General features: G+C 59.4%; 36 protein-coding genes. 4 read left to right on the top strand and 32 right to left on the bottom strand.

Annotation, left to right across the window (positions count from 1 at the left end):
* Positions 1-62: 62 nt before the first annotated feature.
* Positions 63-365, top strand: coding sequence for a DUF1883 domain-containing protein (locus tag AS026_RS10715; protein ID WP_025659917.1), 303 nt, complete (start codon positions 63-65; stop codon positions 363-365).
* Here the strand turns inward: AS026_RS10715 and AS026_RS10710 are convergent, their stop codons facing one another.
* Together AS026_RS10710 and AS026_RS10705 are read right to left on the bottom strand one after the other, a co-directional pair.
* A complete protein-coding gene (locus AS026_RS10710) occupies positions 366-1,682 on the bottom strand; it encodes a replication-associated recombination protein A (RefSeq protein WP_062369624.1) in 1,317 nt (438 codons plus the stop codon). It lies immediately after the preceding gene.
* A complete protein-coding gene (locus AS026_RS10705; RefSeq protein ID WP_062369623.1) occupies positions 1,679-3,082 on the bottom strand; it encodes a DegQ family serine endoprotease in 1,404 nt (467 codons plus the stop codon). The genes AS026_RS10710 and AS026_RS10705 overlap by 4 nt, the downstream gene beginning before the upstream one ends.
* A gap of 406 nt (positions 3,083-3,488) precedes the next feature.
* On the opposite strand from AS026_RS10705, the gene AS026_RS10700 reads away from it, so the two are divergent.
* The gene (locus AS026_RS10700) at positions 3,489-3,788 is read left to right on the top strand and encodes a lysozyme inhibitor LprI family protein (RefSeq protein ID WP_245271664.1); all 300 of its coding nucleotides are present in this window, start codon (positions 3,489-3,491) and stop codon (positions 3,786-3,788) included.
* Between the two features lie 35 nt (positions 3,789-3,823).
* Here AS026_RS10700 and ilvD read toward each other — a convergent pair whose 3' ends face one another.
* On the bottom strand, positions 3,824-5,662 hold the full coding sequence (ilvD, locus tag AS026_RS10695) for a dihydroxy-acid dehydratase (RefSeq protein WP_025659913.1): 1,839 nt from the start codon (positions 5,660-5,662) through the stop codon (positions 3,824-3,826).
* 325 nt (positions 5,663-5,987) lie between these two features.
* Here ilvD and msrP point away from each other — a divergent pair, with 325 nt between their 5' ends.
* Both msrP and msrQ read left to right on the top strand, forming a co-directional pair.
* Positions 5,988-6,935 (top strand): protein-methionine-sulfoxide reductase catalytic subunit MsrP, encoded by a 948-nt coding sequence (msrP, locus tag AS026_RS10690; RefSeq protein WP_062369622.1) that lies wholly within the window; start codon positions 5,988-5,990, stop codon positions 6,933-6,935.
* On the top strand, positions 6,935-7,591 hold the full coding sequence (gene msrQ, locus AS026_RS10685; RefSeq protein ID WP_062369621.1) for a protein-methionine-sulfoxide reductase heme-binding subunit MsrQ: 657 nt from the start codon (positions 6,935-6,937) through the stop codon (positions 7,589-7,591). The genes msrP and msrQ overlap by 1 nt, the downstream gene beginning before the upstream one ends.
* A gap of 37 nt (positions 7,592-7,628) precedes the next feature.
* Here msrQ and AS026_RS10680 read toward each other — a convergent pair whose 3' ends face one another.
* The 29 genes from AS026_RS10680 to tuf all read right to left on the bottom strand — a co-directional run.
* On the bottom strand, positions 7,629-8,012 hold the full coding sequence (locus tag AS026_RS10680; RefSeq protein ID WP_062369620.1) for a VOC family protein: 384 nt from the start codon (positions 8,010-8,012) through the stop codon (positions 7,629-7,631).
* A 260-nt stretch (positions 8,013-8,272) separates the two neighbouring features.
* Positions 8,273-8,698: a 50S ribosomal protein L17 gene (gene rplQ / locus AS026_RS10675; protein ID WP_018857102.1), complete on the bottom strand. Its 426-nt coding sequence runs from the start codon at positions 8,696-8,698 to the stop codon at positions 8,273-8,275.
* A 45-nt stretch (positions 8,699-8,743) separates the two neighbouring features.
* Positions 8,744-9,754: a DNA-directed RNA polymerase subunit alpha gene (locus AS026_RS10670; protein WP_007531694.1), complete on the bottom strand. Its 1,011-nt coding sequence runs from the start codon at positions 9,752-9,754 to the stop codon at positions 8,744-8,746.
* A gap of 100 nt (positions 9,755-9,854) precedes the next feature.
* Positions 9,855-10,244, bottom strand: a complete 390-nt coding sequence (gene rpsK, locus AS026_RS10665; protein WP_003547577.1) for a 30S ribosomal protein S11 — start codon at positions 10,242-10,244, stop codon at positions 9,855-9,857.
* A 134-nt stretch (positions 10,245-10,378) separates the two neighbouring features.
* On the bottom strand, positions 10,379-10,747 hold the full coding sequence (gene rpsM, locus AS026_RS10660) for a 30S ribosomal protein S13 (RefSeq protein WP_007531685.1): 369 nt from the start codon (positions 10,745-10,747) through the stop codon (positions 10,379-10,381).
* 219 nt (positions 10,748-10,966) lie between these two features.
* Positions 10,967-11,617, bottom strand: a complete 651-nt coding sequence (locus tag AS026_RS10655) for an adenylate kinase (RefSeq protein ID WP_062369619.1) — start codon at positions 11,615-11,617, stop codon at positions 10,967-10,969.
* Entirely contained in the window at positions 11,614-12,954 is a 1,341-nt protein-coding gene (secY, locus tag AS026_RS10650) for a preprotein translocase subunit SecY (RefSeq protein ID WP_018857104.1), read from the bottom strand. The genes AS026_RS10655 and secY overlap by 4 nt, the downstream gene beginning before the upstream one ends.
* A 239-nt stretch (positions 12,955-13,193) precedes the next feature.
* Entirely contained in the window at positions 13,194-13,667 is a 474-nt protein-coding gene (gene rplO / locus AS026_RS10645) for a 50S ribosomal protein L15 (RefSeq protein WP_016553563.1), read from the bottom strand.
* 15 nt (positions 13,668-13,682) lie between these two features.
* Positions 13,683-13,892, bottom strand: a complete 210-nt coding sequence (rpmD, locus tag AS026_RS10640) for a 50S ribosomal protein L30 (protein ID WP_007531681.1) — start codon at positions 13,890-13,892, stop codon at positions 13,683-13,685.
* A 14-nt stretch (positions 13,893-13,906) separates the two neighbouring features.
* Positions 13,907-14,476 carry a 30S ribosomal protein S5 gene (rpsE, locus tag AS026_RS10635; RefSeq protein ID WP_007531680.1) on the bottom strand — a complete coding sequence of 190 codons (570 nt, stop codon included), beginning with the start codon at positions 14,474-14,476 and terminating at the stop codon, positions 13,907-13,909.
* Positions 14,477-14,608: 132 nt separating this feature from the next.
* Positions 14,609-14,971: a 50S ribosomal protein L18 gene (gene rplR / locus AS026_RS10630; protein WP_018857106.1), complete on the bottom strand. Its 363-nt coding sequence runs from the start codon at positions 14,969-14,971 to the stop codon at positions 14,609-14,611.
* Positions 14,972-14,983: 12 nt separating this feature from the next.
* Positions 14,984-15,517 (bottom strand): 50S ribosomal protein L6, encoded by a 534-nt coding sequence (gene rplF, locus AS026_RS10625; protein ID WP_025659909.1) that lies wholly within the window; start codon positions 15,515-15,517, stop codon positions 14,984-14,986.
* A gap of 42 nt (positions 15,518-15,559) precedes the next feature.
* Positions 15,560-15,958 carry a 30S ribosomal protein S8 gene (gene rpsH / locus AS026_RS10620; protein ID WP_004674934.1) on the bottom strand — a complete coding sequence of 133 codons (399 nt, stop codon included), beginning with the start codon at positions 15,956-15,958 and terminating at the stop codon, positions 15,560-15,562.
* A 12-nt stretch (positions 15,959-15,970) separates the two neighbouring features.
* Positions 15,971-16,276, bottom strand: a complete 306-nt coding sequence (rpsN, locus tag AS026_RS10615) for a 30S ribosomal protein S14 (RefSeq protein WP_003573787.1) — start codon at positions 16,274-16,276, stop codon at positions 15,971-15,973.
* A gap of 32 nt (positions 16,277-16,308) precedes the next feature.
* The gene (gene rplE, locus AS026_RS10610; protein ID WP_016553557.1) at positions 16,309-16,866 is read right to left on the bottom strand and encodes a 50S ribosomal protein L5; all 558 of its coding nucleotides are present in this window, start codon (positions 16,864-16,866) and stop codon (positions 16,309-16,311) included.
* Positions 16,866-17,168, bottom strand: a complete 303-nt coding sequence (gene rplX / locus AS026_RS10605) for a 50S ribosomal protein L24 (protein ID WP_007531676.1) — start codon at positions 17,166-17,168, stop codon at positions 16,866-16,868. The genes rplE and rplX overlap by 1 nt, the downstream gene beginning before the upstream one ends.
* A 12-nt stretch (positions 17,169-17,180) precedes the next feature.
* Complete coding sequence (rplN, locus tag AS026_RS10600; RefSeq protein WP_018857108.1) at positions 17,181-17,549, bottom strand: 50S ribosomal protein L14; 369 nt, start codon at positions 17,547-17,549, stop codon at positions 17,181-17,183.
* Positions 17,550-17,809: 260 nt separating this feature from the next.
* A complete protein-coding gene (gene rpsQ, locus AS026_RS10595) occupies positions 17,810-18,049 on the bottom strand; it encodes a 30S ribosomal protein S17 (RefSeq protein WP_007787739.1) in 240 nt (79 codons plus the stop codon).
* An 11-nt stretch (positions 18,050-18,060) separates the two neighbouring features.
* Positions 18,061-18,261 carry a 50S ribosomal protein L29 gene (rpmC, locus tag AS026_RS10590; RefSeq protein ID WP_007531673.1) on the bottom strand — a complete coding sequence of 67 codons (201 nt, stop codon included), beginning with the start codon at positions 18,259-18,261 and terminating at the stop codon, positions 18,061-18,063.
* Positions 18,262-18,273: 12 nt separating this feature from the next.
* Positions 18,274-18,687: a 50S ribosomal protein L16 gene (gene rplP, locus AS026_RS10585; protein ID WP_003573792.1), complete on the bottom strand. Its 414-nt coding sequence runs from the start codon at positions 18,685-18,687 to the stop codon at positions 18,274-18,276.
* 37 nt (positions 18,688-18,724) lie between these two features.
* Positions 18,725-19,444: a 30S ribosomal protein S3 gene (rpsC, locus tag AS026_RS10580; protein WP_018857109.1), complete on the bottom strand. Its 720-nt coding sequence runs from the start codon at positions 19,442-19,444 to the stop codon at positions 18,725-18,727.
* Positions 19,444-19,833: a 50S ribosomal protein L22 gene (rplV, locus tag AS026_RS10575; protein WP_025659907.1), complete on the bottom strand. Its 390-nt coding sequence runs from the start codon at positions 19,831-19,833 to the stop codon at positions 19,444-19,446. Before rplV ends, rpsC begins: the two co-directional genes overlap by 1 nt.
* 2 nt (positions 19,834-19,835) lie before the next feature.
* Positions 19,836-20,114 carry a 30S ribosomal protein S19 gene (gene rpsS, locus AS026_RS10570; protein WP_007531666.1) on the bottom strand — a complete coding sequence of 93 codons (279 nt, stop codon included), beginning with the start codon at positions 20,112-20,114 and terminating at the stop codon, positions 19,836-19,838.
* A 15-nt stretch (positions 20,115-20,129) separates the two neighbouring features.
* Entirely contained in the window at positions 20,130-20,966 is an 837-nt protein-coding gene (gene rplB, locus AS026_RS10565) for a 50S ribosomal protein L2 (RefSeq protein ID WP_018857111.1), read from the bottom strand.
* Between the two features lie 11 nt (positions 20,967-20,977).
* Positions 20,978-21,271, bottom strand: coding sequence for a 50S ribosomal protein L23 (locus AS026_RS10560; protein ID WP_016553551.1), 294 nt, complete (start codon positions 21,269-21,271; stop codon positions 20,978-20,980).
* On the bottom strand, positions 21,268-21,888 hold the full coding sequence (rplD, locus tag AS026_RS10555; RefSeq protein ID WP_007531661.1) for a 50S ribosomal protein L4: 621 nt from the start codon (positions 21,886-21,888) through the stop codon (positions 21,268-21,270). The genes AS026_RS10560 and rplD overlap by 4 nt, the downstream gene beginning before the upstream one ends.
* A 13-nt stretch (positions 21,889-21,901) precedes the next feature.
* Positions 21,902-22,543 carry a 50S ribosomal protein L3 gene (gene rplC, locus AS026_RS10550; protein ID WP_025659906.1) on the bottom strand — a complete coding sequence of 214 codons (642 nt, stop codon included), beginning with the start codon at positions 22,541-22,543 and terminating at the stop codon, positions 21,902-21,904.
* 34 nt (positions 22,544-22,577) lie between these two features.
* A complete protein-coding gene (gene rpsJ / locus AS026_RS10545) occupies positions 22,578-22,886 on the bottom strand; it encodes a 30S ribosomal protein S10 (RefSeq protein WP_003547547.1) in 309 nt (102 codons plus the stop codon).
* 311 nt (positions 22,887-23,197) lie between these two features.
* A partial coding sequence (gene tuf, locus AS026_RS10540) for an elongation factor Tu (protein ID WP_025659905.1) occupies positions 23,198-24,355 on the bottom strand: 1,158 nt, incomplete at its 5' end.

Here is a 24,355-nt window from a genome sequence, read left to right as displayed (position 1 = left end):
GGCAAACGCTTCCTTAACTGGAAGGACCTATGGTGCTGGCAAAGAGAAGATGCCACGAGACCATGCCGAAGCCAAACTTTCGCTTTACCCACTACGATCTGAAGGAACAGCGCGCCGGGACGATTATCGAGGTGACGTTGAACGCGGTGGCGAATGTGCGCCTGATGACTGCGCCGAACTATCAGCGCTTCACCGAAGTCCTCGACTTTAAATATGTCGGCGGCGTCGCGCGGAAGTCTCCCATCCGTCTGTCCATTCCCGACAGCGGACATTGGCATCTGGTCGTGGACATGGAAGGCCATCATGGCCTTGCGGAATCAGCGGTGAAGCTCGTCCCTCCCGTAGGGCAGATGCGAGCCTCCTGATCAGCGCTGATTGCGCTCCTTCCTGAGCTTTGCCCACCATTCAAGGCGTTTGCGGATATCCCGCTCGAAGCCGCGCTCTGGCGGATCATAGAAGGTTTGTCGGCCCATCTTCTCGGGGAAGTAATCCTGGCCCGAAAAGGCGTCCGGCTCGTCGTGATCATAACGATAGCCCTCGCCGTAACCCTCGCCCTTCATCAGCTTCGTCGGCGCATTCAGGATGTGCTTCGGTGGCAGGAGCGAACCATTCTGCTTGGCAGCCATGGTCGCGGCCTTGAAAGCCGTATAGACAGCGTTCGACTTCGGTGCGGTCGCGAGATAGACACAAGCCTGCGCCAACGCCAGTTCGCCTTCGGGTGAGCCCAGGTAGTCGTAGGCGTCCTTCGCCGCGTTGCAGATCACCAGCGCCTGCGGGTCGGCAAGGCCGATGTCCTCGACAGCCATGCGAACGAGGCGCCTTCCCAAATAAAGCGGATCTTCGCCGGCATCAAACATGCGCGCGAGATAGTAAAGCGCCGCATCGGGATCGGAGCCACGGACGGACTTGTGAAGGGCGGAGATGAGGTTGTAGTGCCCGTCCTGAGCCTTGTCATAGACCGGAGCGCGGCGCTGCACGATGCGCGTCAGGCCCTCCGTATCGAAGGTCTCTTTCTCGCGCGCGGCGCGCCATACTTCCTCGGCAAGCGTCAGAACGGCGCGTCCGTCACCATCCGCCATTCTAAGTAGGCTTGCGCGTGCATCTTCGGTCAGCGGCAGCGCCTTGCCTTCGGCGGTCTCGGCACGCTTCAGCAGTTCTTCGAGGCTTTCATCGTCATGCGACTTGAAGGTCAGCACCCGCGCGCGCGACAGCAAAGCTGCATTGAGTTCGAATGATGGATTTTCGGTCGTAGCGCCGACGAGGATGACGGTGCCGTCCTCCATGACAGGAAGGAAGCTATCCTGCTGCGCCCTGTTGAAACGATGAATCTCATCGACGAAGAGCAGCGTCTGCCGGCGATCCATTCGACGCAGCCGTGCCGCCTCGAATACCTTCTTGAGATCGGCCACGCCTGAAAAGATCGCGGAGATCTGTTCGAAGGCGAGACCCGCCTCGCCCGACAACAATCGGGCGACAGTCGTCTTGCCGGTGCCGGGCGGCCCCCAGAAAATCATCGAGCCGAGCGAACCGCTCTCGATCATGCGCCGCAACACGCCGTCTTCGCCGGTCAGATGCTCCTGGCCGGTGACTTCCGAAAGCGTCCGGGGCCGCAGGCGATCGGCAAGAGGCCGCCGGTTGGCGACCTCCTCGGGAATGCGCGGTGCAAAGAGATCGTCACTCATCGGAAAAACTGTCGGATTCGCTGGCCATCGCGCTCGATCTCGACGCGCCAGAAGCTGGGATCCTCGTCGGCGATCGCTGCGAGTTCCTTGGTATTCCTCACTTCCGTGCCATTGATCGAGATGATGATGTCCTTTGGCTCAAAGCCGAGGCGAGCGGCTAGGGAATCTTCCTTCACCTCGGAAACAACGACGCCGGTCGATTCCGAAGGCATGCGCAGCTCGTCGGCAACACGCGGTGAGAGATTTTCGACAACAGCGCCCGTGAAGGGCGTGCGGCCACCGATCGTACGCTGGTCGCGTGGCGCTGTCTCGGGCGCTCTGTCGAGCGCTAGTGCGATCTGCTGCTCGCGGCCGTTCTCGACCACGGTCAATTTAACCGACTTGCCAAGCCCTGCCGTCGTCAGGCGGTAGAGCAGCGCATCCGGATGCTCGACCGGAATCCCATCGACGGCGGAGACGACTTGCCCTGGCTTCAATCCTGCCTTGGCCGCCGGGCCACCCTCGGTAACCTTGACGACAAGCGCGCCGCGCGCCTTGTTGAGGCCGAGTGCTTCGGCAACCTCGGAGGTAACCGCGTCGAAAGTGGCGCCAACATAGGGGCGCTCGAAGGACTTCACGCCGGCATCCGCTGACGCAAGGAACACCTTCACGAGATTGGCTGGGATCGCAAAGCCGATGCCGTTGGAACCGCCGCCGCGCGAGAAGATCGCCGTGTTGATCCCGATCAGCTCGCCCTTCATGTTCATCAGGGCGCCGCCGGAGTTGCCGGGGTTGATCGACGCGTCCGTCTGGATGAAGAAGCCGAACTCGTTCTTGACCACCTGATTACGCGCCAGCGCCGAAACGATACCGCTGGTGACCGTCTGGCCGACACCGAAGGGATTGCCGATCGCCAGGACGAGATCACCGACCTCGACGGCATCGGAATTGCCGAGCGCGAGGGTTGGGAAGGTCTCTTTGGTGTCGACCTTGAGGACGGCGAGATCGACACGGTCATCCCGCAGGACAACCTTGCACGGAAACTCCCGCCCGTCCGAAAGCGCGACCTTGATGTCATCCGCGCCTTCCACGACATGGTTGTTCGTGACGATCGTTCCGTTCGCCTCGACGATGACGCCCGATCCCAGCGACGACTGCTTCTCGCTTCGGTTTGGCATCTGCTGTCCGAAAAACTCTTCAAAGAAGGGGTCGCCCCCGAAAGGCGACTGCCTGCGGATGGTCTTTTCGGCGTAGACGTTCACAACGGCGCCTGCCGTCTGCTTGACGAGCGGCGCGAAGGAGAGCTGCATCTCCAGCTGGCTCTGCGGTACGGTCTTGGCGGTTTGAGCATTGGCGGAAACCGGCAGCGCAAGCACCAGTGCCACTAGAGGCAGGGCTGTGCGCTTCAACAGGTCATGCATGGGGATTCCTTCTGAAATTCGCTCTCGAACACGTTGTAGCGCCGGACGCTAGAAAGGAAAGAGGGCGGAAGCATGGAAGAACAAGGCAGCTCACGGACTGCTGATCAAGCTTCGCAAACTGATTCAGGAACGAACTCTATGCGACTGATATCTAATGCCAAAGGCAAGCCAAAGTCACCCGAAAGAGACATCACGCTCGAAGCATGTTGCACCTCTGCCCAATGCCTGGTGCCCAAGCTGTTGAAACTCCGTTCGCCCACCGATTCCTTTAGGCGAAAGCAAGGCCCGTCCTTGCCGCGTCGGCCAACTGCATCATGTTTGTCGCTGGCCCCACTGAAACAGGAACTGATGCATGAGAGCTTTTCACAGCACGCTTTTCCCCGTCGCATTCACACTTTCAGTCCTAATGGCAGGCACTTCCCATGCCGCGAGCTTTGATTGCGACGCAAAGGAACTGAAGCCGGATGAAAAAGTGATCTGCGAAAACCGCGCGCTGAACGATGCCGATGTGAAGATGGCAACGACGTTCGACCTGCTGTCTGGGCTTATGGCGATGGGCTCGCGCGGCACCTTGCAGGACGAGCAAACGGCCTGGCTCAAAAAACGCCAGGAATGCGCCGCAGACGCGGCATGCATCAAGGCTGCCTATGACGAGCGCCTGAAACAGCTCGATGAAACCTACAAAAAAATAAACCGGCCGCTTTAGCGACCGGTCCATTTCACATTTTCTTGACGAGAAGCTCAACGGCTGCCGAGATCGCGAACGGCTCCCCGATCGGCGCTGGTTGCGAAGGCGGCGTAAGCCTTTAGTGCCGTCGTGACGTTGCGCTTGCGCTGCTCGGCCGGATGCCAGCCCCTCTCCTCCTGCTCGGCGCGGCGGCTCGCCAGCTCCTTGTCATCGACGCGCAGGCTGATGATGCGGTTCGGGATGTCGATGTCGATCATGTCGCCTTCGCGAACCAGACCGATCGTGCCGCCGTTTGCCGCTTCCGGCGAGACGTGGCCGATGGAAAGCCCGGACGTGCCGCCGGAGAAGCGGCCATCGGTGATCAGCGCGCAAGCCTTCCCGAGGCCCTTCGATTTCAGGTAGCTCGTCGGATAGAGCATTTCCTGCATGCCGGGGCCACCCTTCGGGCCTTCGTATCGGATGACGACGACATCGCCGGCAACGACCTGGTTCGACAGGATGGCCTTCACAGCCGCGTCCTGGCTTTCGTAGACCTTGGCCGGGCCGGAGAACTTCAGGATGGATTCGTCAACGCCTGCCGTCTTCACAATGCAGCCGTCAAGCGCCAGGTTGCCCTTCAGAACAGCAAGACCGCCGTCCTTCGAGAACGGATGCTCCACGGAGCGGATAACGCCCTTTTCGCGGTCCGTGTCGAGATCGTCCCAACGCGCTTCCTGACTGAAGGCGACTTGGGTCGGGATGCCGCCGGGCGCGGCGCGGTAGAAGTTACGGACCGTCTCGCTGTTGGTGCGGGTAATGTCCCAGCGGTCGATCGCGTCGCCGAGCGTTTCGGCATGGACCGTCGGGCATTCGCGGTTCAGCAGGCCGCCCTTGTCCAGCTCTCCGAGGATCGACATGATGCCGCCGGCGCGGTGAACGTCTTCCATGTGGACATCACTCTTGGCCGGTGCGACCTTGGAGAGGCAGGGAACGCGGCGCGACAACGCATCGATGTCGGCCATCGTGAAATCGATCTCGCCTTCGTGCGCCGCCGCCAGGATGTGGAGGACGGTGTTCGTCGAGCCACCCATGGCGATATCGAGAGCCATGGCATTCTCGAACGCCTGCTTGGACGCAATCGTGCGTGGCAGAGCCTTGACGTCGTCCTGCTCGTAGTAACGGCGCGCGAGATCGACGATCAGGTGACCAGCTTCGACGAACAGGCGCTTGCGATCGGCATGCGTTGCGAGCGTCGAGCCGTTGCCTGGTAACGACAGGCCGAGCGCTTCGGTCAGGCAGTTCATGGAGTTGGCGGTAAACATGCCCGAGCACGAGCCGCAGGTCGGACACGCAGACCGTTCGATGACCTTGACGTCCTCATCACTGATCTTGTCGTCGGCGGCGGCAACCATGGCGTCGACGAGGTCGAGCGCGTGGGTCTTGCCATGCAGGACGACCTTGCCGGCTTCCATTGGGCCACCGGAGACGAAGACGGTCGGGATGTTGAGGCGGAGTGAGGCCATCAGCATGCCGGGCGTGATCTTGTCACAGTTGGAGATGCAGACCATCGCGTCGGCGCAGTGGGCGTTGACCATGTATTCGACGCTGTCGGCAATCAGTTCGCGCGACGGCAGCGAATAGAGCATGCCGTCATGGCCCATCGCGATGCCGTCGTCGACGGCGATCGTGTTGAATTCCTTGGCGACGCCACCAGCAGCTTCGATTTCGCGGGCCACGAGTTGACCAAGGTCCTTGAGATGGACGTGGCCAGGCACGAACTGGGTGAAGGAGTTCACCACCGCAATAATCGGCTTGCCGAAATCCGAATCCTTCATGCCCGTGGCGCGCCAAAGGCCGCGCGCACCCGCCATGTTGCGGCCGTGGGTCGTGGTTCTGGAACGGTAGGCTGGCATTGGCGTATTCCTTACGTGTCGGAAATCGTCGGCGATTGCGGGGCGCAGGCTTCAAGCGGCAGGGTTGTCGCCGTTTTTTGGAATTGTCCTAATCCAAACGGTGTGGGCTGTCACTACCGGGAAGGCCGAAACCGGTACGCTTCGGCTCCTGGGCACATCGAGCTTATACGGTCACGGCAGTCGTTTCGTTACAGGCTATTGCATCAAACAGCGAACACAAAAAGTTGGCTTTTCGCAGCCGTGCCTGTGGGCATAAACAATGATTTAAAGATGTGTTTAATGCGTTGAAGGTTTATACCGAGCTTACATGCTCAGGAGGTTTCCGGTGCCAGCCTATCGCCCCCCAAAGATCGCATCCTCGGAGATTACGCCGAAACAGCTCTATCTGCGCCGCCGCGAATTCCTCGGCGCTGCGACGCTGGGCGCCATGGCGCTGTACGGAGCCGGCAAGGCCAGTGCAGCGGCACTGTCGGTCGTCGAAAGCAAATATACGGTCGATGAGAAGGCGACCCCCCTGAAGGACGTCACGACCTACAACAATTTCTACGAATTCGGTCTGGATAAGGGCGATCCCGCTGCGCTCTCCGGCGACTTTAAACCGCTGCCTTGGACGATCAAGGTCGACGGCATGGTCAACAAGCCCGGCACGTTCGATGTCGAAGCGCTGATCAAGGAATTCCCGATCGAGAGCCGCACCTACCGCATGCGTTGTGTCGAGGCGTGGTCGATGGTCATTCCTTGGGACGGCTTTCCGCTTGCTTCCCTGCTCAACAAGGTCGAGCCGCTCGGAAGTGCAAAGTACGTCGCCTTCGAAACGGTCGTGCGGCCAGAAGAGATGCCGGGACAGAAAGGCATCTTCCAATCGCTCGACTGGCCCTATGTCGAAGGCCTGCGGCTCGACGAAGCGCGTCACCCACTCGCCCTGCTCGCCGTCGGTCTTTATGGTCAGACCTTGCCGAACCAGAACGGCGCGCCGATCCGGCTGGTCGTGCCATGGAAGTATGGCTTCAAGGGCATCAAGTCGATCGTGCGGATCACCCTGACGGACAAGGAGCCGAAGAACACCTGGCAGGTGACCAATCCCCAGGAGTATGGCTTCTTTGCCAACGTCAATCCGGAGGTCGATCACCCACGCTGGAGCCAGGCGACGGAACGGCGCATCGGCGAAAGCGGCTTTTTCGGCGCAAGCCGCCACCCGACCCTGCCGTTCAACGGCTATGCCGACGAGGTCGCCAGCCTCTATAGCGGCATGGATCTTCGGAAGAACTTCTGATGCCGGGATTTTCGCTCAGCCTTGCGAAGCGGTGGCAATCGGCCTCTGTCTGGGCGCTCTATGCCATCGGCCTGTTGCCCGCCGCATGGACCTTTTATCTCGGCGCGACCGATCAGCTTGGCGCCGATCCGGTAAAGACCTTCGAACTGTTCCTCGGCCTCTGGGCGATCCGCTTCCTTATCCTGACGCTCGCCGTCAGCCCTGCCCGCGATCTGTTCGGCTGGAACTATCTGCGCTATCGCCGCGCGCTTGGGCTCCTCTGTTTCTATTACGTGGCGATGCATTTGACTGTTTACATGGTGCTGGACCAGGCACTTGATCTCTCAGCTGTGCTCAACGACGTGCTGAAGCGGCCCTTTATCATGTTCGGTATGGCCGGGTTCGTCATGCTGGTTCCGCTAGCAGTGACATCGAACAACCTGTCGATCCGCCGCTTGGGGCCGAACTGGGTCCGGCTGCATCGCCTCGTCTACGTCATCGCCGCTGCCGGCGCCGTACACTTTGCGCTATCGACGAAGGTCATCGACCTCGAGCAATACGTCTATGTCACGGTGATCATCCTGCTGATCCTTTACCGCTCATGGCGGCCGATCGCGCGGAGCAGGAAACGCGGCCAGGGCCGCCAGCGCACACGGGCTGCAGCGACCGCCTCATGATTTGCACACGCTCCTTCGGCTATCGGCTCGCGCCCGGTCACCCTTCCTTCGCTGGCTGATTGATCATGGCTTCGATGTTGTAGCCATCGGGATCGAGAACGAAGGAGGCGTAATAGCCTGGTGCATATTGTGGGCGTGGGCCGGGAGCGCCATTGTCCTTTGCGCCAGCATCTAGCGCGGCGTGATAAAACGCATCAACCTCGGCCCTGCTTCGAGTGCGAAAGGCGACGTGCACACTCGTCAAAGGTGGCTGGCCGTCGACCTGCTGGATCTCGAAAAGGCACCCATTGCCGATATCGAAGGCCCAGAACACGCTCTCCTTTCCGAAGGAAAGTTTGTATCCTAGCGGTGCAAGCGCCTTCTCATAGAAGAGCTTGCTCTTTGCCAAGTCACTCACAGCAACGGTTATATGGTCTATCAAGCGCCCACTCCTTGAGACGTTGGCGGGAACGCCAAGCTAGCTCCGATCTCAAAACTGCTCAACATGCCAAGCGGCAGCACGATACAGCATTGGCCTGCGGCTGCATCCAAGGGCAGCGATCCGCTCCTGAATATGCCTTGTCTTGGTGGGAATACGACGACCCGTCCACGACCGCTGTTTCCCGTGCCCAGCAAGGGTTACAAACGAAAACAGCCGGGCTTTGCAGCCCGGCTGTTTTGCTTCCGGCACACCGGAAAGGATTAAGCGGCTTCAGCTGCAGCAGCTTCGGCTTCAACGCGAGCCTTGTCGGCTGCGCCCTTAGCGTAGGTGTCGCGGTCAACGAATTCGATGACTGCGAGAGCGGCGTTGTCGCCCTGGCGGAAGCCAGCCTTCATGATACGCAGGTAGCCGCCGTTGCGGGTTGCGTAGCGCGAAGCGATCGTGTCGAAGAGCTTCGAAACAACAGCGGCGTCGCGGATCTGCGAGATCGCCTGACGACGAGCATGCAGGTCGCCGCGCTTGCCGAGGGTGACGAGCTTTTCAACGATCGGACGGATTTCCTTTGCCTTCGGCAGGGTCGTCACGATCTGCTCATGGGTGATGAGCGAAGCCGCCATGTTGGCAAACATTGCCTTGCGGTGGCTAGCGGTTCTGTTCAGCTTGCGGCCGGATTTACCGTGGCGCATTGCTATTCTCCTTCACATGCAGGCATCTCGCCCGCCGTTTGATGGTTAGTATTGGTCTTCGTAGCGCTTGGCGAGATCTTCGATGTTCTCAGGCGGCCATGCCGGCACTTCCATGCCGAGGTGCAGGCCCATGGAAGCGAGAACTTCCTTGATTTCGTTCAGCGACTTGCGACCAAAATTCGGCGTGCGGAGCATTTCTGCTTCGGTCTTCTGAATGAGGTCGCCGATGTAGACGATGTTGTCGTTCTTCAGGCAGTTTGCCGAGCGAACGGACAGTTCGAGTTCGTCCACCTTCTTGAGGAGCGCCGGGTTGAAAGCGAGTTCGGTGACTGCTTCTTCTTCGGCTTCCTTCTGCGGCTCGTCGAAGTTGACGAACACGCCAAGCTGATCCTGGAGGATGCGAGCCGCGAAAGCGACGGCATCTTCGCCGGAAATCGAACCATCGGTTTCGATCGTCATGTTCAGCTTGTCGTAGTCGAGAACCTGTCCTTCGCGGGTGTTTTCAACCTTGTAGGATACCTTCTTGACCGGCGAATAAAGGCTGTCGACCGGGATGAGACCGATCGGAGCATCTTCCGCACGATTGCGGTCGGCCGGAACGTAGCCCTTGCCGTTGTTGACGGTGAATTCCATGCGGATTTCGGCGCCCTCGTCGAGCGTGCAGATGACATGCTCGGGGTTGAGGATTTCGATATCGCCGACCGTCTGGATGTCACCAGCCGTTACAACGCCCGGGCCCTGCTTACGCACGACCATGCGCTTTGCGTCATCGCCATCCATCTTGATGGCGATTTCCTTGATGTTGAGGACGATGTCCGTGACGTCTTCGCGGACGCCCGGGATCGACGAGAACTCATGCAGCACGCCATCGATCTGCACGGCCGTCACTGCGGCGCCGCGCAGCGAGGACAGCAGAACGCGGCGAAGCGCGTTGCCGAGGGTGAGGCCGAAACCGCGCTCCAACGGCTCTGCTACGAGCGTCGCCTTGGTGCGCGAGCTCGAAGAGAACTCGACCTTGTTCGGCTTGATCAATTCCTGCCAGTTTTTCTGAATCATATTTTTGCCTTCCGTTCGTTACCACCATCCAATCGTGGCAACCGAGCTTGAGAAGCACCGGGAGCGAAAATCCGCTCACCGGTGTTGTGAATGGCGATGATCAGACGCGGCGCTTCTTGCGCGGGCGGCAACCATTGTGCGGGATCGGCGTCACGTCGCGGATGGACGTGATCATGAAACCAGCAGCCTGGAGCGCGCGCAGAGCGGATTCACGACCCGAACCCGGACCGCAAACTTCGACTTCCAGCGACTTCATGCCATGTTCCTGAGCCTTCTTGGCGCAGTCCTCAGCAGCGATCTGAGCAGCGAACGGGGTCGACTTGCGCGAGCCCTTGAAGCCCTTGGCGCCAGCCGACGACCAGGCAATGGCGTTGCCCTGTGCGTCGGTGATGGTGATCATCGTGTTGTTGAAGGTCGAGTTGACGTGGGCAACACCCGACGAAATGTTTTTGCGTTCGCGACGACGAACGCGTACGGCTTCCTTGGCCATTTAAATCCCTTTCTTGGATCTCTGCACCGCCGTAATGCCAGCGGCTACACCGGAACGAGACCTTACGGCCCTGCCCCAAACTCAAAAGAGGCCGGCGCAGACCGCCAGCCCCCTTACCTCCGGTTTCCCGGAAATTACTTCTTCTTACCAGCGATGGCCTTTGCCGGACCTTTGCGGGTACGGGCATTGGTGTGCGTGCGCTGACCGCGGACCGGAAGGCCACGACGATGACGCAGACCACGGTAGCAGCCGAGGTCCATCAGACGCTTGATGTTCATCGAGGTTTCGCGACGCAGATCGCCTTCGACCTGATAGTCACGGTCGATGGTTTCACGGATCTGCAGAACCTCGGAGTCCGTCAGCTGATGGACGCGCTTGTCAGCCGGAAGGCCAACCTTCTCCATGATTTCCTGCGCGAATTTTGGACCGATCCCGTGAATGTAGGTCAGCGCGATAACGACGCGCTTCGCAGTCGGGATGTTGACGCCAGCGATACGTGCCACGCCTATTCTCCTTGCGTTCCCGTTGCCATCCGGCAAGAGGCTTTTCGTTATGCAGCCGAACCGGCCGCTCGTTCAGATTTGGGTTCGTACATGTCAAAGCGACCGAACCCGGACTTCTCTGGAAATCCGCGCCGATCGCATAAATGTCGCGAGTTGGCGCGGTGTTTAGCGGAATCAGTGCTGAAAAGCAACCGCTTCCGCCAAGTTTATTTTCAAAGACTAAAGCTTCGAAAGTATCTTATCGATCTCGCTGGTGACGTGATCGATATCCGCCATGCCATCAACCGACTTCAGCTTGCCCTTGGCATAGAAGTAGCCGATCAATGGAGATGTTTCCTTGTAGTAAGCCTGCAGGCGCGTGACGACCGTTTCGCGGTTGTCATCGGGGCGCCGCTTGAAGTGAGTCGAACCGCAGCGGTCGCAAACGCCTTCAACCTTCGGCTTTACCTTGGTGTCGTGATAGCCTGCACCGCAGTTGGCGCAGGTGTAGCGTCCCGAGACGCGGTCCGCCAGGACCGTGTCGTCAACTTGGATCTCGATCACGGCCGAGAGCTCAAGACCCTTGCTTTTCAGAATTGCTTCCGTTGCGTCGGCCTGAACCAGCGTGCGCGGGTAACCGTCGAGAATGAAACCCTTGGTGCAGTCCGGTGCATCCAGACGCTCGGAGACGATGGCATTGACAATCTCATCGGAAACAAGCTTGCCAGCATCCATGACGGCCTTTGCACGCTTGCCTACCTCCGTGCCAGCCGCAACGGCAGCACGCAGCATGTCACCCGTGGAAAGTTGCGGAATTCCGTACTTCTCCACGATCCGCTGAGCCTGGGTCCCCTTACCCGCGCCCGGCGGCCCTAACAGTATGAGTCTCATCGCCCCCTCTTTCCTCCGCGCAACTTCGATTTCTTGATCAGGCCTTCGTACTGCTGTGCGATCAGATGACCCTGAATCTGCGCCACCGTATCGAGAGTTACGCTAACCACGATCAAGAGCGAAGTGCCACCCAAGGACAAAGGAATGCCCGTCTGCGACACAAGAATTTCAGGCAGAATGCACACGAAGACGAGGTAGATCGCGCCAATCACCGTAATGCGGGTCAGCACGTAGTCGATATACTCAGCAGTCCGCTCGCCCGGGCGAATACCCGGGATGAAGCCGCCATGCTTCTTCAGATTGTCGGCGGTGTCCTTCGGATTGAAGACGATAGCGGTATAGAAGAAGGCGAAGAAAGCGATCAGCAGGCCGTAGAGCAGCATATAGAGCGGCTGACCGTGGCCGAGCGCGGCGACGATCGAGGTCGCCCAGGCCGGCAGTGCGGTCGTGTTGGCAAAGCCTGCAACGGTCGCCGGCAGCAGCAGCAGCGAGGACGCGAAGATCGCCGGGATAACGCCCGAGGTGTTGAGCTTCAGCGGCAGGTGCGACGTGTCGCCCTGGAACATGCGGTTGCCGACCTGGCGCTTCGGATACTGGATCAGCAGGCGGCGCTGCGCACGCTCGACGAAAACGATGATCGCGATAACGGCGATCGCAATGACGATGACGGCGAGAATCAGCGTCGTCGACAGGGCGCCGGTGCGGCCAAGTTCGAGGGTGCCGGCAAGAGCCTGCGGAAGGCCTGCGGCAATACCCGCGAAGATGATCAGCGAGATGCCGTTGCCGATGCCGCGCGAGGTGATTTGCTCGCCGAGCCACATCAGGAACATCGTGCCGCCGAGCAGGGTCACGACCGTCGAAATGCGGAAGAAGATGCCAGGATCGACAACAAGGCCGTTGCCGCTCTCAAGACCGACGGAAATGCCGTAAGCCTGAAGCGCACCGAGCAGTACCGTGCCGTAGCGCGTATACTGGTTGATGATCTTGCGGCCCTGTTCGCCCTCCTTCTTCAGGTTTTCGAGCGCCGGAACGACCGAAGTCATCAGCTGCACGATGATCGAAGCGGAAATGTAAGGCATGATGCCGAGCGCAAAGATTGCCATGCGCTGCACGGCGCCGCCCGAGAACATGTTGAAGAGGCCGAGAATGCCGCCCGCCTGGCCACGGAATGCCTGGGCATAAGCTTCTGGATTTAGGCCAGGGAGCGGAATGTGAGTACCGAGCCGGTACACGAGGAGAGCTGCCAGTGTGAACCACAGGCGCTTCTTGAGATCCTCGGCTTTGGCGAAGGTCGAGAAATTGAGGTTGGAAGCCAACTGTTCCGCTGCAGACGCCATGCGATTCTCCGCGCTACCAATTCCGGGCTCTAGCCAAGCGAGGTGCAGGACCCGGTATCAGCATTCTGAATTATTCAAAAGCGGGCTTCGGACGGATTGCGAACGCAACCTATGCCTCACCCTTGTGTTCGTTCCTACCGTCCATGACGCACGTGCGTCCAGCCGGTTTTTGTGAGGCTCACATATGGGAGCAAAATCGCCCGGTGTGAAGCACCCCGGGCGACTTATCATAAGATTAATTATTCTGCAGCTGCGGCAGAAAGAAGCGTGACGGAACCGCCAGCCTTTTCGATCTTTTCGACAGCCGGCTTGGAAGCGCCAGCAACTTCGAACTTGACCTTTGCCTTCAGCTCGCCGTCGGCGAGAACGCGAACGCCGTCCTTGACGCGACGGATAACGCCGGCAGCCTTGAGAGCCGCTGCATCAACCGTGGACTTGGCGTCGAGCTTGCCAGCGTCGATCGCAGCCTGAACACGCTCAAGCGACACGACGACGAAGTCGGCCTTGAAGATGTTGTTGAAGCCGCGCTTCGGCAGGCGACGGTAGATTGGCATCTGACCGCCTTCGAAACCGTTGATAGCGACGCCGGAACGGGACTTCTGACCCTTCACACCCCGACCACCGGTCTTGCCCGAGCCCGAACCAATACCGCGCCCGAGGCGCTTGCGGCTGTGGGTCGAACCTTCGTTGTCTTTAATTTCATTGAGTTTCATAGCGAATCTCCCGGCTTACTTCTCGTCGACGACGCGAACGAGATGCTGGACAGCACGGATCATGCCACGAACGGAAGGAGTATCTTCCAGCGTGCGGCGACGGTGCATCTTGTTGAGTCCGAGGCCGATCAGCGTGCGCTGCTGGACGTCCGGACGACGAATCGGGCTGCCGATCTGTTCGACAGTCACCGTCTTCGCTTCAGTCTTCTTGGTAGCCTTAGCCATCTGTCAGACTCCTCTTATTCTTCAGAGGCATTGCCAGAAGCGGCACGGCGAGCCTGGAGCGTTGCATACTTGATGCCGCGCTGAGCTGCTATGTCCTTCGGGTGAACCTGGTGCTTCAGAGCGTCGAAGGTAGCGCGAACCATGTTGTATGGGTTCGAGGAACCGGTCGACTTGGCGACAACGTCGTGAACGCCGAGCGTTTCGAAAACGGCGCGCATCGGACCACCGGCGATGATACCGGTACCGACCTTGGCCGAACGAAGCAGAACCTTGCCGGCGCCATGGCGGCCATGAACGTCGTGATGCAGCGTACGGCCGTCACGCAGCGGTACGAAGATCAGTTCGCGCTTGGCAGCTTCAGTCGCCTTGCGGATTGCTTCCGGCACTTCGCGCGCCTTGCCGTGACCGAAGCCAACGCGGCCCTTCTGGTCACCAACGACGACGAGAGCGGCGAAACCGAAACGGCGGCCACCCTTAACAACCTTAGCAACGCGGTTAATCGCGACCAGCTTGTCGACGAATTCGCTATCGCGCTCTTCACGGGCCTGGCGGTCTTCCCGCTGCGGCCTTCTTTCCTGTGCCATTGTCCTCTTCCTTTTTCTTTTCCGGGTGCAATCGGCAAACAAAACGAGGACCGCATCGGCCTCCCCTTTTCGGGACGCCTGCGGTCCGGTGATATCCGGCCGGTACCCTAAGGCAGCCGGCCGGAAACTCTATTAGAAGGACAGACCGCCTTCGCGGGCTGCTTCTGCCAGGGCCTTGATGCGGCCGTGGTAGATGAAGGCGCCACGGTCGAATACGACGTCCTTGACGCCTGCCTTCGAGGCGCGCTCAGCAACGAGCTTGCCTACGAGGGCAGCTGCTGCCGTGTCAGCACCGGTCTTCAGAGAACCGCGCAGGTCCTTGTCGAGGGTCGAGGCAGACGCAAGCGTCTTACCAGCGACATCGTCAATGACTTGAGCATAGATGTTCTTCGACGAGCGATGAACCGACAGGCGCGGACGGCCGTTGGCCACCGACTTGAGGTGACGACGCACGCGGTTGGCACGACGTGCAAGTGCTTCTTTCCTGCTAGCCATTTCGCGTGATCCTTACTTCTTCTTGCCTTCTTTGCGGACGATCCGCTCTTCGGCATACTTGACGCCCTTGCCCTTGTAAGGCTCAGGACCGCGGTATTCGCGGATTTCAGCGGCAACCTGGCCGACCTGCTGCTTGTTGATGCCGGTGACGACGATTTCCGTCGGCTTCGGCACAGCGATCGTGATGCCCTGCGGCGGCTCATACACAACGTCATGGCTGAAGCCGAGTGCCAGCTGCAGGTTCTTGCCCTGAAGCGACGCGCGGTAACCGACGCCGTTGATTTCGAGCTTGCGCTCAAAGCCGTCCTTAACGCCCTTGAAGATGTTCTCGATCATCGTGCGGGACATGCCCCACTTTGCACGAGCATTCTTCGTCTGGCTGAGCGGCGTCACGACGACCGCATTATTTTCGAGCTTCACGCCGACTTCGTCGTTTGCGACGAAGAACAGCTCGCCCTTCGGGCCCTTAGCGGTAACCTTCTGGCCATCGACCGTAGCCGTGATCCCAGCAGGCACCTGAACGGGCTTTTTACCGATACGAGACATTTTTATATCCTGTCTGTTCGCTATGGAGATCCCTGCTCAGCCTTAGAAGACCGAGCAAAGAACCTCGCCACCAACGTTCTGTTCGCGAGCCTGGTGATCGGCCATCACGCCCTTCGGGGTCGAAAGGATGGTGATGCCGAGGCCGTTCGCGACCTGCGGAATGGACTTGACCGAGACATAAACCCGGCGGCCCGGCTTGGACACACGGCCGATCTCACGGATCACCGATGCGCCTTCATAGTACTTGAGTTCGATGTTGAGCTCAGACTTGCCATTGCCGAAATCGACAACGGAGTAGCCACGGATGTAGCCTTCAGACTGCAGAACATCGAGAACACGTGCACGGAGCTTCGAAGCAGGCGTCGAGACCGACGACTTGCGGCGAGAAGCGCCGTTACGGATGCGAGTGAGCATATCGCCCAACGGATCAGTCATTGTCATCTAACCTGCTCCTTACCAGCTCGACTTGACGATGCCCGGCACCTTGCCGAGATTGCCGAGTTCACGCAGCGCGATACGCGACATGCGCAGTTTGCGGTAGTATGCGCGCGGACGGCCCGATACTTCGCAACGGTTGCGAATGCGGGTCTTGGATCCATCGCGCGGCAGGGATGCCAGCTTGATCGAGGCCTTGAACCGCTCTTCGATCGGAAGAGCCTGGTTCATGATGATCGCCTTCAGAGCTGCGCGCTTGGCAGCCTGGTTAGCGACCGTAGTACGGCGGCGCTTGTTCTTTTCAACTGCGCTTGTCTTCGCCATGTGCGGTTCCTTTTCTACGCTCGTCGTTACGGTTACTGACGGAACGGGAAGTTGAACTCTGTCAGGAGAGCCCGCGCTTCGTCGTCCTTCGTTGCCGTCGTGCAAACGATGATGTCCATGCCCCACATCTGATCAACCTTGTCGTAGTTGATCTCAGGGAACACAATGTGCTCCTTGATGCCCATGGCGAAGTTGCCACGGCCGTCAAAGCTTTTCGGGTTCAGGCCGCGGAAGTCGCGAACGCGCGGAAGCGCGATGTTCACGAGACGGTCCAGGAACTCGTACATGCGAGCGCCGCGCAGGGTGACCTTTGCGCCGATCGGCATCTGCTCGCGGACCTTGAAGCCAGCGATGGAGTTGCGTGCACGGGTGATGACCGGCTTCTGGCCGGCAATAGCGGCCAGGTCGGCTGCAGCAACAGTCGGCTTCTTCGAATCAGCCGTTGCCTCACCAACACCCATGTTGATTACGATCTTGTCGAGCTTCGGGATCATCATCTCGTTGGCGTAGGAGAACTTCTCCTGCATCGCCGCACGAATGCGCTCGACATATTCCTTCTTGAGCCGTGGCTCGTACTTTGCGTCAGCCATCAGATCACCTCACCGGAACGCTTGGCCACACGGACCTTCTTGCCGTCAACAACCTTGAAGCCAACGCGGGTCGGCTTGCCGTCCTTGTCGACGATTGCGACATTGGACAGGTGAACCGAGGCTTCCTTGCTGATGATGCCGGCTTCCTGGCTCTGCGTCTGGCGCTGGTGGCGCTTTACGACGTTGACGCCACGAACAACGGCGCGATCTTCCTTGGGCAGAACCTGAAGGACTTCGCCGGTACGGCCCTTGTCCTTGCCTGCGAGCATGACGACCTTGTCGCCCTTACGAATCTTTTGCATCGTTCGCGCTCCTTACAGTACTTCGGGAGCCAGCGAGATGATCTTCATGTGGTTCTTGGCGCGAAGTTCGCGCGGAACCGGTCCGAAGATACGGGTGCCGATCGGCTCTTTCTTGTTGTCGATGAGGACTGCTGCATTCGTGTCGAAGCGGATGATGCTGCCATCAACGCGACGGATTTCCTTGGCGGTACGAACAACCACCGCCTTCATCACGTCACCCTTCTTCACGCGGCCGCGCGGGATCGCTTCCTTGATCGAAACGACAATAATGTCGCCGATCCCGGCATACTTGCGCTTCGAGCCGCCCAGCACCTTGATGCACATGACACGACGTGCGCCGGAATTATCCGCCACGTCGAGGTTTGTTTGCATCTGAATCATATCAGGTCGCCTTTTTGGTTTACCGGAATGGTTGGGCTTTCGCCCCCTACCCCGGCTTATGAAAATTGTCAGCCGGCCGCTTGCCACAAGGACAGGCGAAAACACGGCAATAGCTTGAATAGCGCGGGATCGATCGTGCCAGGGTGGTTTCCCATCGGGACCTTCCGTGCGCTCAAAGCAAAAGAACGCTCGACGAACGAGCGTTCTGACGCTGCTTCATACAGATATTTCCGCGAGACGCAAGGCCTCGCGCAAAAATCTTACTTGGCCTGGGCGGAAACGACCGTCCAGCGCTTGTCCTTGGAAATCGGCGCGCATTCCTCGATGGATACGGTATCGCCGATCTTGTACTGGTTGTTTTCGTCGTGGGCCTTGTACTTCTTGGAACGACGAACGGTCTTCTGGAGCAGCGGGTGAGCGAAACGACGCTCAACGCGAACTACGACAGTCTTCTCGTTCTTGTCGCCAACGACAACGCCCTGCAGAATGCGCTTCGGCATGATGTTTTCCTTTACGCCTTTGCTTCTGCCGCCTTCTGGCGGGCAATGGTTTTCACGCGGGCGATGTCCTTACGGACTTCGTTGATGCGCGAGGACTTTTCCAGCTGACCGGTTGCCTTCTGAAAGCGCAGGTTGAACTGCTCCTTCTTCAGGTCGGCGAGCTTGTCCTTGAGCTGGTCGGCCGTGAGGCCGCGTACTTCTTCGGCTTTCATCTGCCTTGCTCCTTACTCTGCAATGCGCTGAACGAAGCGCGTCTTGACCGAGAGCTTGGCAGAGCCGAGGCGAAGCGCTTCACGAGCGATTTCTTCGCTGACGCCGTCGATTTCGAACATCATACGGCCTGGCTTGACCTTGCATGCCCAATACTCGACAGAGCCCTTGCCCTTACCCATACGGACTTCGGTCGGCTTTGCGGTTACCGGAACGTCCGGGAACACGCGGATCCATACACGGCCGGCGCGCTTCATGTAACGCGTGATCGCGCGGCGGGCCGCTTCGATCTCGCGTGCATTGACGCGGTTCGGCTCTTGAGCCTTAAGGCCGAATTCGCCGAAGGCCAGGTCAGAACCACCCTTGGCGACGCCCTTGATGCGGCCCTTAAATTGCTTGCGGTACTTGGTACGCTTTGGCTGCAACATTTTCTTTATTCTCCGAACTTATCTGCCACCAACGCTATTAAGCGTTGTCGCGGCGACGATCGCGATCACGGCTTGCCGGACCCTGAGCGTCACCCTCGAGTGCGCGGCGCTCGGAGGCCATCGGATCGTGCTCAAGGATTTCGCCCTTGAAGATCCAAACCTTGATGCCGCAGATGCCGAAAGCGGTTTCCGCTTCAGCTGTGCCGTAGTCGATGTCAGCGCGCAGCGTGTGCAGCGGAACGCGACCTTCGCGGTACCATTCCGTACGAGCGATTTCAGCACCGCCGAGACGGCCTGCGCAGGTGATCTTGATGCCTTCGGCGCCAAGACGCATTGCAGACTGAACGGCGCGCTTCATGGCGCGACGGAAAGCAACACGACGCTCGAGCTGCTGAGCGATCGACTGTGCGACGAGCGTAGCGTCGACTTCCGGCTTGCGAACTTCAACGATGTTGAGGTGCGTCTCGGAATTCGTCATGTCCGACAGCTTCTTGCGGAGCTTGTCGATGTCTGCGCCCTTCTTGCCGATGATCAGGCCCGGACGAGCCGAGTGGATCGTGACACGGCACTTCTTGTGCGGACGCTCGATGACCACCTTGGCGATACCAGCCTGCTTCAGTTCGCTCATCACGAACTTGCGCATCTTCAGGTCTTCGTGCAGCAGCTGACCGTACTCGGCATTGTCCGCAAACCAGCGGCTATCCCAGGTACGGTTGATGCCAAGACGGAAACCGATTGGATTAATTTTCTGACCCATTATGCGGCCTCCTCTTGTGCCTGCACTTCGCGGACAACGATCGTCAGGTGCGCAAACGGCCTCTCGATGCGAGAAGCGCGGCCGCGGCCACGAGCGTGGAAACGCTTCATGACGATCGACTTGCCGACATAGGCTTCGGCGACGACCAGGGAGTCGACGTCGAGGTCATGGTTGTTCTCGGCGTTGGCGATCGCAGATTCGAGCGTCTTCTTGACGGCGCTTGCGATACGCTTGCGGGAGAATTCCAGCTCAGCGAGTGCACGATCGACCTTCTTGCCGCGGATAACCGCAGCAACGAGGTTGAGCTTCTGTGGGCTGACGCGGAGCGTGCGGGCGACTGCTTGCGCCTCGTTGTCCTTCAGCCGGCGTTCGGCTTTTGCCTTGCCCATTGTTACTTCCTCTTTGCCTTCTTGTCCGCACCGTGACCGTAGTAGGTCCGGGTCGGAGAGAATTCACCGAATTTGTGACCGACCATGTCTTCATTGACGCTGACCGGAACATGCTTGCTGCCGTTGTAGACGCCGAAGGTGAGACCGACGAACTGCGGCAGGATCGTGGAGCGACGGCTCCAGATCTTGATTACTTCTGCACGTCCGCCTTCACGAACCTTCTCAGCCTTCTTGAGAAGATAGCCGTCAACGAACGGACCTTTCCATACTGAACGAGCCATTGGAGACTTCCTCTCTTACTTCTTACGCTGATGACGCGAGCGCATGATCATCTTGTCGGTCGACTTGTTCGACCGGGTGCGCTTGCCCTTGGTCGGCTTGCCCCACGGAGTAACCGGGTGACGACCACCAGAGGTGCGGCCTTCACCACCGCCGTGCGGGTGGTCGACAGGGTTCATGACGACACCGCGGTTATGCGGACGCTTGCCGCGCCAAACAGTACGACCGGCCTTGCCGTCGTTGATGTTGGCGTGATCCGGATTCGAAACCGCACCGATCGAAGCAAGGCAGGTGCCGTGCACGAGGCGCTGTTCGCCAGAGTTCAGGCGAAGGATCGCCATGCCCTGGTCGCGACCGACGAGCTGTGCGTAGGAACCGGCGGAGCGAGCGATCTGACCACCCTTGCCCGGCTTCATTTCCACGTTGTGGATGATGGAGCCGACCGGGATGAACTGCAGCGGCATCGTGTTGCCGGGCTTTACGTCGACAGCCTTCTCGGAAGCGATGACCTTGTCGCCGGCAGCGAGGCGCTGCGGAGCGAGGATGTAGGCCTTTTCGCCGTCAGCATAGGTCACCAGCGCGATGAAAGCCGTGCGGTTCGGATCGTATTCGATGCGATCGACGGTGCCTTCAACGTCGAACTTGCGACGCTTGAAGTCGACCAGACGGTAGGTGCGCTTGTGACCGCCGCCGATGAAGCGGGCGGTGATGCGGCCGAGGTTGTTACGACCGCCGCTCTTGGTCAGACCTTCCGTCAGCGCCTTGACCGGTTTGCCCTTGTAGAGCGAGGAGCGGTCGACGATGACCAGCTGACGCTGGCTCGGGGTCGTAGGATTGAATGTTTTCAATGCCATTTTATTATTCCTCAGAGACCGGTGGAGACGTCGATCGTCTGGCCTTCAGCCAGCGTCACAACTGCCTTCTTCACGTCCTGCTGCTTGCCGACAAAACCTTTAAAACGCTTGGTCTTGCCCTTGCGGAGCAGAGTGTTGACGGCCGTGACCTTGACGCCGAACAGCGCCTCGACTGCAGCCTTGATTTCCGGCTTCGACGCCTTCTTGGCGACGTTGAAAACAACCTGGTTGTTTTCCGATACCAGCGTGGACTTTTCGGTGATCGCCGGCGAGACGATCACATCATAGTGGCGAAGGTCGGTCACTTGAAACGCTCCTCTAGAGCTTCGACGGCAGCCTTGGAAAGCACGAGCTTGCCGCGGCGCACGATGTCGTAAACGTTGATGCCCTGGATCGGCAGAACATCGATGTTCGGGATGTTCTGAGCTGCGAGCTTGAAGTTGCCATCAAGTTCAGCGCCGCCGATGAAGAGCGCGTTGGTCAGGCCGAGCGTCTCGAAAGCCGATGCCAGTGCCTTGGTCTTTGCTTCTGCAGCAACCAGGCTGTCGATGATGATGACATCGTCGGACTTCAGCTTGGCCGAGAGGGCGTGACGCAGACCGAGAGCGCGAACCTTCTTCGGAAGGTCGTGTTCGTGGCTGCGAGCGACCGGGCCGTGGGCCTTACCACCGCCGCGGAACTGGGGAGCGCGAGCCGAATGGTGACGAGCGCGGCCCGTACCCTTCTGCTTGTACATCTTGGCGCCGGTGCGCGAGACGTCCGCGCGGCCCTTTGCCTGGTGCGTGCCCTGCTGCTTCTTGGCAAGCTGCCAGCGGATGACGCGGGCAAGAATGTCTTCGCGGGGCTCGAGACCGAAAATCGCGTCAGAAAGAGAAACCTTCCCTGCGTCTTTTCCCTCGAGGGTCTTGACGTTGAATTCCATTGGTCCGGCTCCCTTACTTCGCTGCCGACTTGACGGCATCGCGCACGATGATCCAGGCACCCTTGGAACCGGGTACTGCACCCTTGATCAGGATCAGACCACGATCTTCGTCGGTCGAAACCACTTCCAGGTTCTGAGTCGTTACGCGCGTCTGGCCCATGTGACCAGCCATCTTCTTGTTCTTGAATACCTTACCGGGATCCTGGCGCTGACCGGTCGAACCGTGCGAGCGGTGCGAAACCGAGTTACCATGCGTAGCACGGCCACCACTGAAATTGTGGCGCTTCATGACGCCGGCAAAGCCCTTACCGATCGTCGTGCCCGTCACATCGACGAGCTGACCAGCTGCGAAGTGACCAGCCTTGAGCTCGGTGCCAACCTCGAGGAGATTGTCTTCCGTGACGCGGAATTCCGTAAGCTTGGCCTTCGGCTCGACGTTGGCAACAGCAAAGTTACCGCGCATCGCCTTCGACGTATTCTTGACCTTCGCCGTGCCAGCACCGAGCTGGACTGCGGCATAGCCGTTCTTCTCAACAGTGCGCTGGGCCACAACCTGGCAGCCATCCAGACGCAGTACTGTTACCGGGACATGTTCACCAGCGTCGTTGTAGACGCGGGTCATGCCCACCTTCTGTGCAATCACACCTGAACGCATCGGTTCAATCCTTCCAAATCCGCTCGAGCAAGGCTCAGAGCTTGATCTCAACATCGACACCGGCGGCGAGATCGAGCTTCATTAGCGCGTCTACCGTCTGCGGGGTCGGATCTACGATGTCGAGGAGGCGCTTATGCGTGCGCATCTCGAACTGCTCGCGGCTCTTCTTGTCGATGTGTGGGGACCGGTTGACCGTAAACTTCTCGATGCGAGTCGGAAGCGGAACGGGGCCCCGGACGCTTGCGCCGGTGCGCTTCGCCGTCGACACGATCTCGCGCGTCGAAGCGTCGAGAATGCGGTGATCGAACGCCTTCAGGCGAATGCGGATATTTTGGCCGTTCATTCGACGTTATCCTTGTGTTTGTTTCCCACGCGCCTGTTAGGCAGACACGGGTTGTTCTTTTTTCCTAAGGCGGACCACCGGTTTCAAAGATCGAGAGGGACACCGGAATGCGGCATCCCTATCCAGTCTTCAGGCCTTACGGCCACCTTATTGCTTGTTGTAGTCACCCGCTCCAATGAACGAAGCAGGGCGCAAATCGCGCTCGCGCGCCATTTGCAACATTTCTCGGTAATAAGCAAGCGGCTAGCGCCGCTTGCTTCATAATAATGTCATCGAATCGGCCGCTTCAGGCGAAACGGCCGGTCTTTCGATTACTCGACGATCGAGGCGACGATGCCGGCGCCGACGGTACGGCCGCCTTCGCGGATAGCGAAGCGCAGCTTTTCTTCCATCGCGATCGGAACGATCAGTTCGACGTCAACCGTGACGTTGTCGCCAGGCATAACCATTTCCGTGCCTTCCGGCAGGGTGACGATGCCAGTAACGTCCGTCGTGCGGAAGTAGAACTGCGGACGGTAGTTGGTGAAGAACGGCGTATGACGGCCGCCTTCTTCCTTCGTCAGGATGTAGGCTTCAGCCTTGAACTTCTTGTGCGGCTTGACAGAGCCCGGCTTGCACAGGATCTGACCACGCTCGACGCCGTCACGGTTCACACCGCGAACCAGAGCACCGATGTTGTCGCCAGCCTGGCCCTGGTCGAGCAGCTTCCGGAACATTTCAACGCCGGTAACCGTCGTCTTCGAGGTCGGGCGGATGCCGACGATTTCGACTTCTTCGCCAACCTTGACGATACCGCGCTCGACGCGGCCGGTCACAACCGTACCACGGCCCGAGATCGAGAACACGTCTTCGATCGGCATCAGGAACGGCTGGTCGATCGGACGCTCAGGCGTCGGGATGTAGGCGTCAACAGCTGCCATCAGCTCGCGGATCGCGTCTTCGCCGATCTTCTTGTCGGAGTCTTCGAGAGCGGCAAGAGCCGAGCCCTTGATGACCGGAATGTCGTCGCCCGGGAAGTCGTAGGACGACAGAAGTTCGCGAACTTCGAGCTCGACGAGTTCGAGAAGCTCGGCGTCGTCAACCTGGTCGACCTTGTTGAGGAACACGACGATCGCCGGAACGCCAACCTGACGAGCGAGCAGGATGTGCTCGCGGGTCTGCGGCATCGGGCCGTCAGCAGCCGAGCAAACCAGGATCGCGCCGTCCATCTGGGCAGCACCGGTGATCATGTTCTTGACGTAGTCGGCGTGGCCGGGGCAGTCAACGTGGGCATAGTGGCGGTTCGGGGTCTCGTATTCGACGTGTGCCGTCGAAATGGTGATGCCGCGAGCCTTTTCTTCCGGAGCCGCGTCGATCTGGTCGTACGCCTTGAACTCGCCGAAGTACTTCGTGATCGCTGCCGTCAGAGACGTCTTGCCGTGGTCAACGTGGCCGATCGTGCCGATGTTAACGTGCGGCTTGTTGCGCTC

This window comes from Rhizobium altiplani, from assembly GCF_001542405.1.
GTDB classification, from domain to species: domain Bacteria; phylum Pseudomonadota; class Alphaproteobacteria; order Rhizobiales; family Rhizobiaceae; genus Rhizobium; species Rhizobium altiplani.
The sequence above is the reverse complement of the archived record's forward strand: the minus strand, read 5'-3'. Positions and strand labels throughout refer to the sequence as shown.

Bases quoted from the DNA above. Each gene is read 5' to 3' on its own strand.
- AS026_RS10715 (WP_025659917.1), top strand. From the start codon at position 63: ATGCCGAAGCCAAACTTTCGCTTTACCCACTACGATCTGAAGGAACAG.
- AS026_RS10710 (WP_062369624.1), bottom strand. From the start codon at position 1,682: ATGAGTGACGATCTCTTTGCACCGCGCATTCCCGAGGAGGTCGCCAAC.
- AS026_RS10705 (WP_062369623.1), bottom strand. From the start codon at position 3,082: ATGCATGACCTGTTGAAGCGCACAGCCCTGCCTCTAGTGGCACTGGTG.
- AS026_RS10700 (WP_245271664.1), top strand. From the start codon at position 3,489: ATGGCAGGCACTTCCCATGCCGCGAGCTTTGATTGCGACGCAAAGGAA.
- ilvD (WP_025659913.1), bottom strand. From the start codon at position 5,662: ATGCCAGCCTACCGTTCCAGAACCACGACCCACGGCCGCAACATGGCG.
- msrQ (WP_062369621.1), top strand. From the start codon at position 6,935: ATGCCGGGATTTTCGCTCAGCCTTGCGAAGCGGTGGCAATCGGCCTCT.
- rplQ (WP_018857102.1), bottom strand. From the start codon at position 8,698: ATGCGCCACGGTAAATCCGGCCGCAAGCTGAACAGAACCGCTAGCCAC.
- AS026_RS10670 (WP_007531694.1), bottom strand. From the start codon at position 9,754: ATGATTCAGAAAAACTGGCAGGAATTGATCAAGCCGAACAAGGTCGAG.
- rpsK (WP_003547577.1), bottom strand. From the start codon at position 10,244: ATGGCCAAGGAAGCCGTACGCGTTCGTCGTCGCGAACGCAAAAACATT.
- AS026_RS10655 (WP_062369619.1), bottom strand. From the start codon at position 11,617: ATGAGACTCATACTGTTAGGGCCGCCGGGCGCGGGTAAGGGGACCCAG.
- secY (WP_018857104.1), bottom strand. From the start codon at position 12,954: ATGGCGTCTGCAGCGGAACAGTTGGCTTCCAACCTCAATTTCTCGACC.
- rplO (WP_016553563.1), bottom strand. From the start codon at position 13,667: ATGAAACTCAATGAAATTAAAGACAACGAAGGTTCGACCCACAGCCGC.
- rpmD (WP_007531681.1), bottom strand. From the start codon at position 13,892: ATGGCTAAGGCTACCAAGAAGACTGAAGCGAAGACGGTGACTGTCGAA.
- rpsE (WP_007531680.1), bottom strand. From the start codon at position 14,476: ATGGCACAGGAAAGAAGGCCGCAGCGGGAAGACCGCCAGGCCCGTGAA.
- rplR (WP_018857106.1), bottom strand. From the start codon at position 14,971: ATGGCTAGCAGGAAAGAAGCACTTGCACGTCGTGCCAACCGCGTGCGT.
- rplF (WP_025659909.1), bottom strand. From the start codon at position 15,517: ATGTCTCGTATCGGTAAAAAGCCCGTTCAGGTGCCTGCTGGGATCACG.
- rpsH (WP_004674934.1), bottom strand. From the start codon at position 15,958: ATGACAATGACTGATCCGTTGGGCGATATGCTCACTCGCATCCGTAAC.
- rpsN (WP_003573787.1), bottom strand. From the start codon at position 16,276: ATGGCGAAGACAAGCGCAGTTGAAAAGAACAAGCGCCGCCGTACTACG.
- rplE (WP_016553557.1), bottom strand. From the start codon at position 16,866: ATGGCTGACGCAAAGTACGAGCCACGGCTCAAGAAGGAATATGTCGAG.
- rplX (WP_007531676.1), bottom strand. From the start codon at position 17,168: ATGCAAAAGATTCGTAAGGGCGACAAGGTCGTCATGCTCGCAGGCAAG.
- rplN (WP_018857108.1), bottom strand. From the start codon at position 17,549: ATGATTCAGATGCAAACAAACCTCGACGTGGCGGATAATTCCGGCGCA.
- rpsQ (WP_007787739.1), bottom strand. From the start codon at position 18,049: ATGCCGAAGCGCATTCTGCAGGGCGTTGTCGTTGGCGACAAGAACGAG.
- rpmC (WP_007531673.1), bottom strand. From the start codon at position 18,261: ATGAAAGCCGAAGAAGTACGCGGCCTCACGGCCGACCAGCTCAAGGAC.
- rplP (WP_003573792.1), bottom strand. From the start codon at position 18,687: ATGTTGCAGCCAAAGCGTACCAAGTACCGCAAGCAATTTAAGGGCCGC.
- rpsC (WP_018857109.1), bottom strand. From the start codon at position 19,444: ATGGGTCAGAAAATTAATCCAATCGGTTTCCGTCTTGGCATCAACCGT.
- rplV (WP_025659907.1), bottom strand. From the start codon at position 19,833: ATGGGCAAGGCAAAAGCCGAACGCCGGCTGAAGGACAACGAGGCGCAA.
- rpsS (WP_007531666.1), bottom strand. From the start codon at position 20,114: ATGGCTCGTTCAGTATGGAAAGGTCCGTTCGTTGACGGCTATCTTCTC.
- rplB (WP_018857111.1), bottom strand. From the start codon at position 20,966: ATGGCATTGAAAACATTCAATCCTACGACCCCGAGCCAGCGTCAGCTG.
- rplD (WP_007531661.1), bottom strand. From the start codon at position 21,888: ATGGAATTCAACGTCAAGACCCTCGAGGGAAAAGACGCAGGGAAGGTT.
- rplC (WP_025659906.1), bottom strand. From the start codon at position 22,543: ATGCGTTCAGGTGTGATTGCACAGAAGGTGGGCATGACCCGCGTCTAC.
- rpsJ (WP_003547547.1), bottom strand. From the start codon at position 22,886: ATGAACGGCCAAAATATCCGCATTCGCCTGAAGGCGTTCGATCACCGC.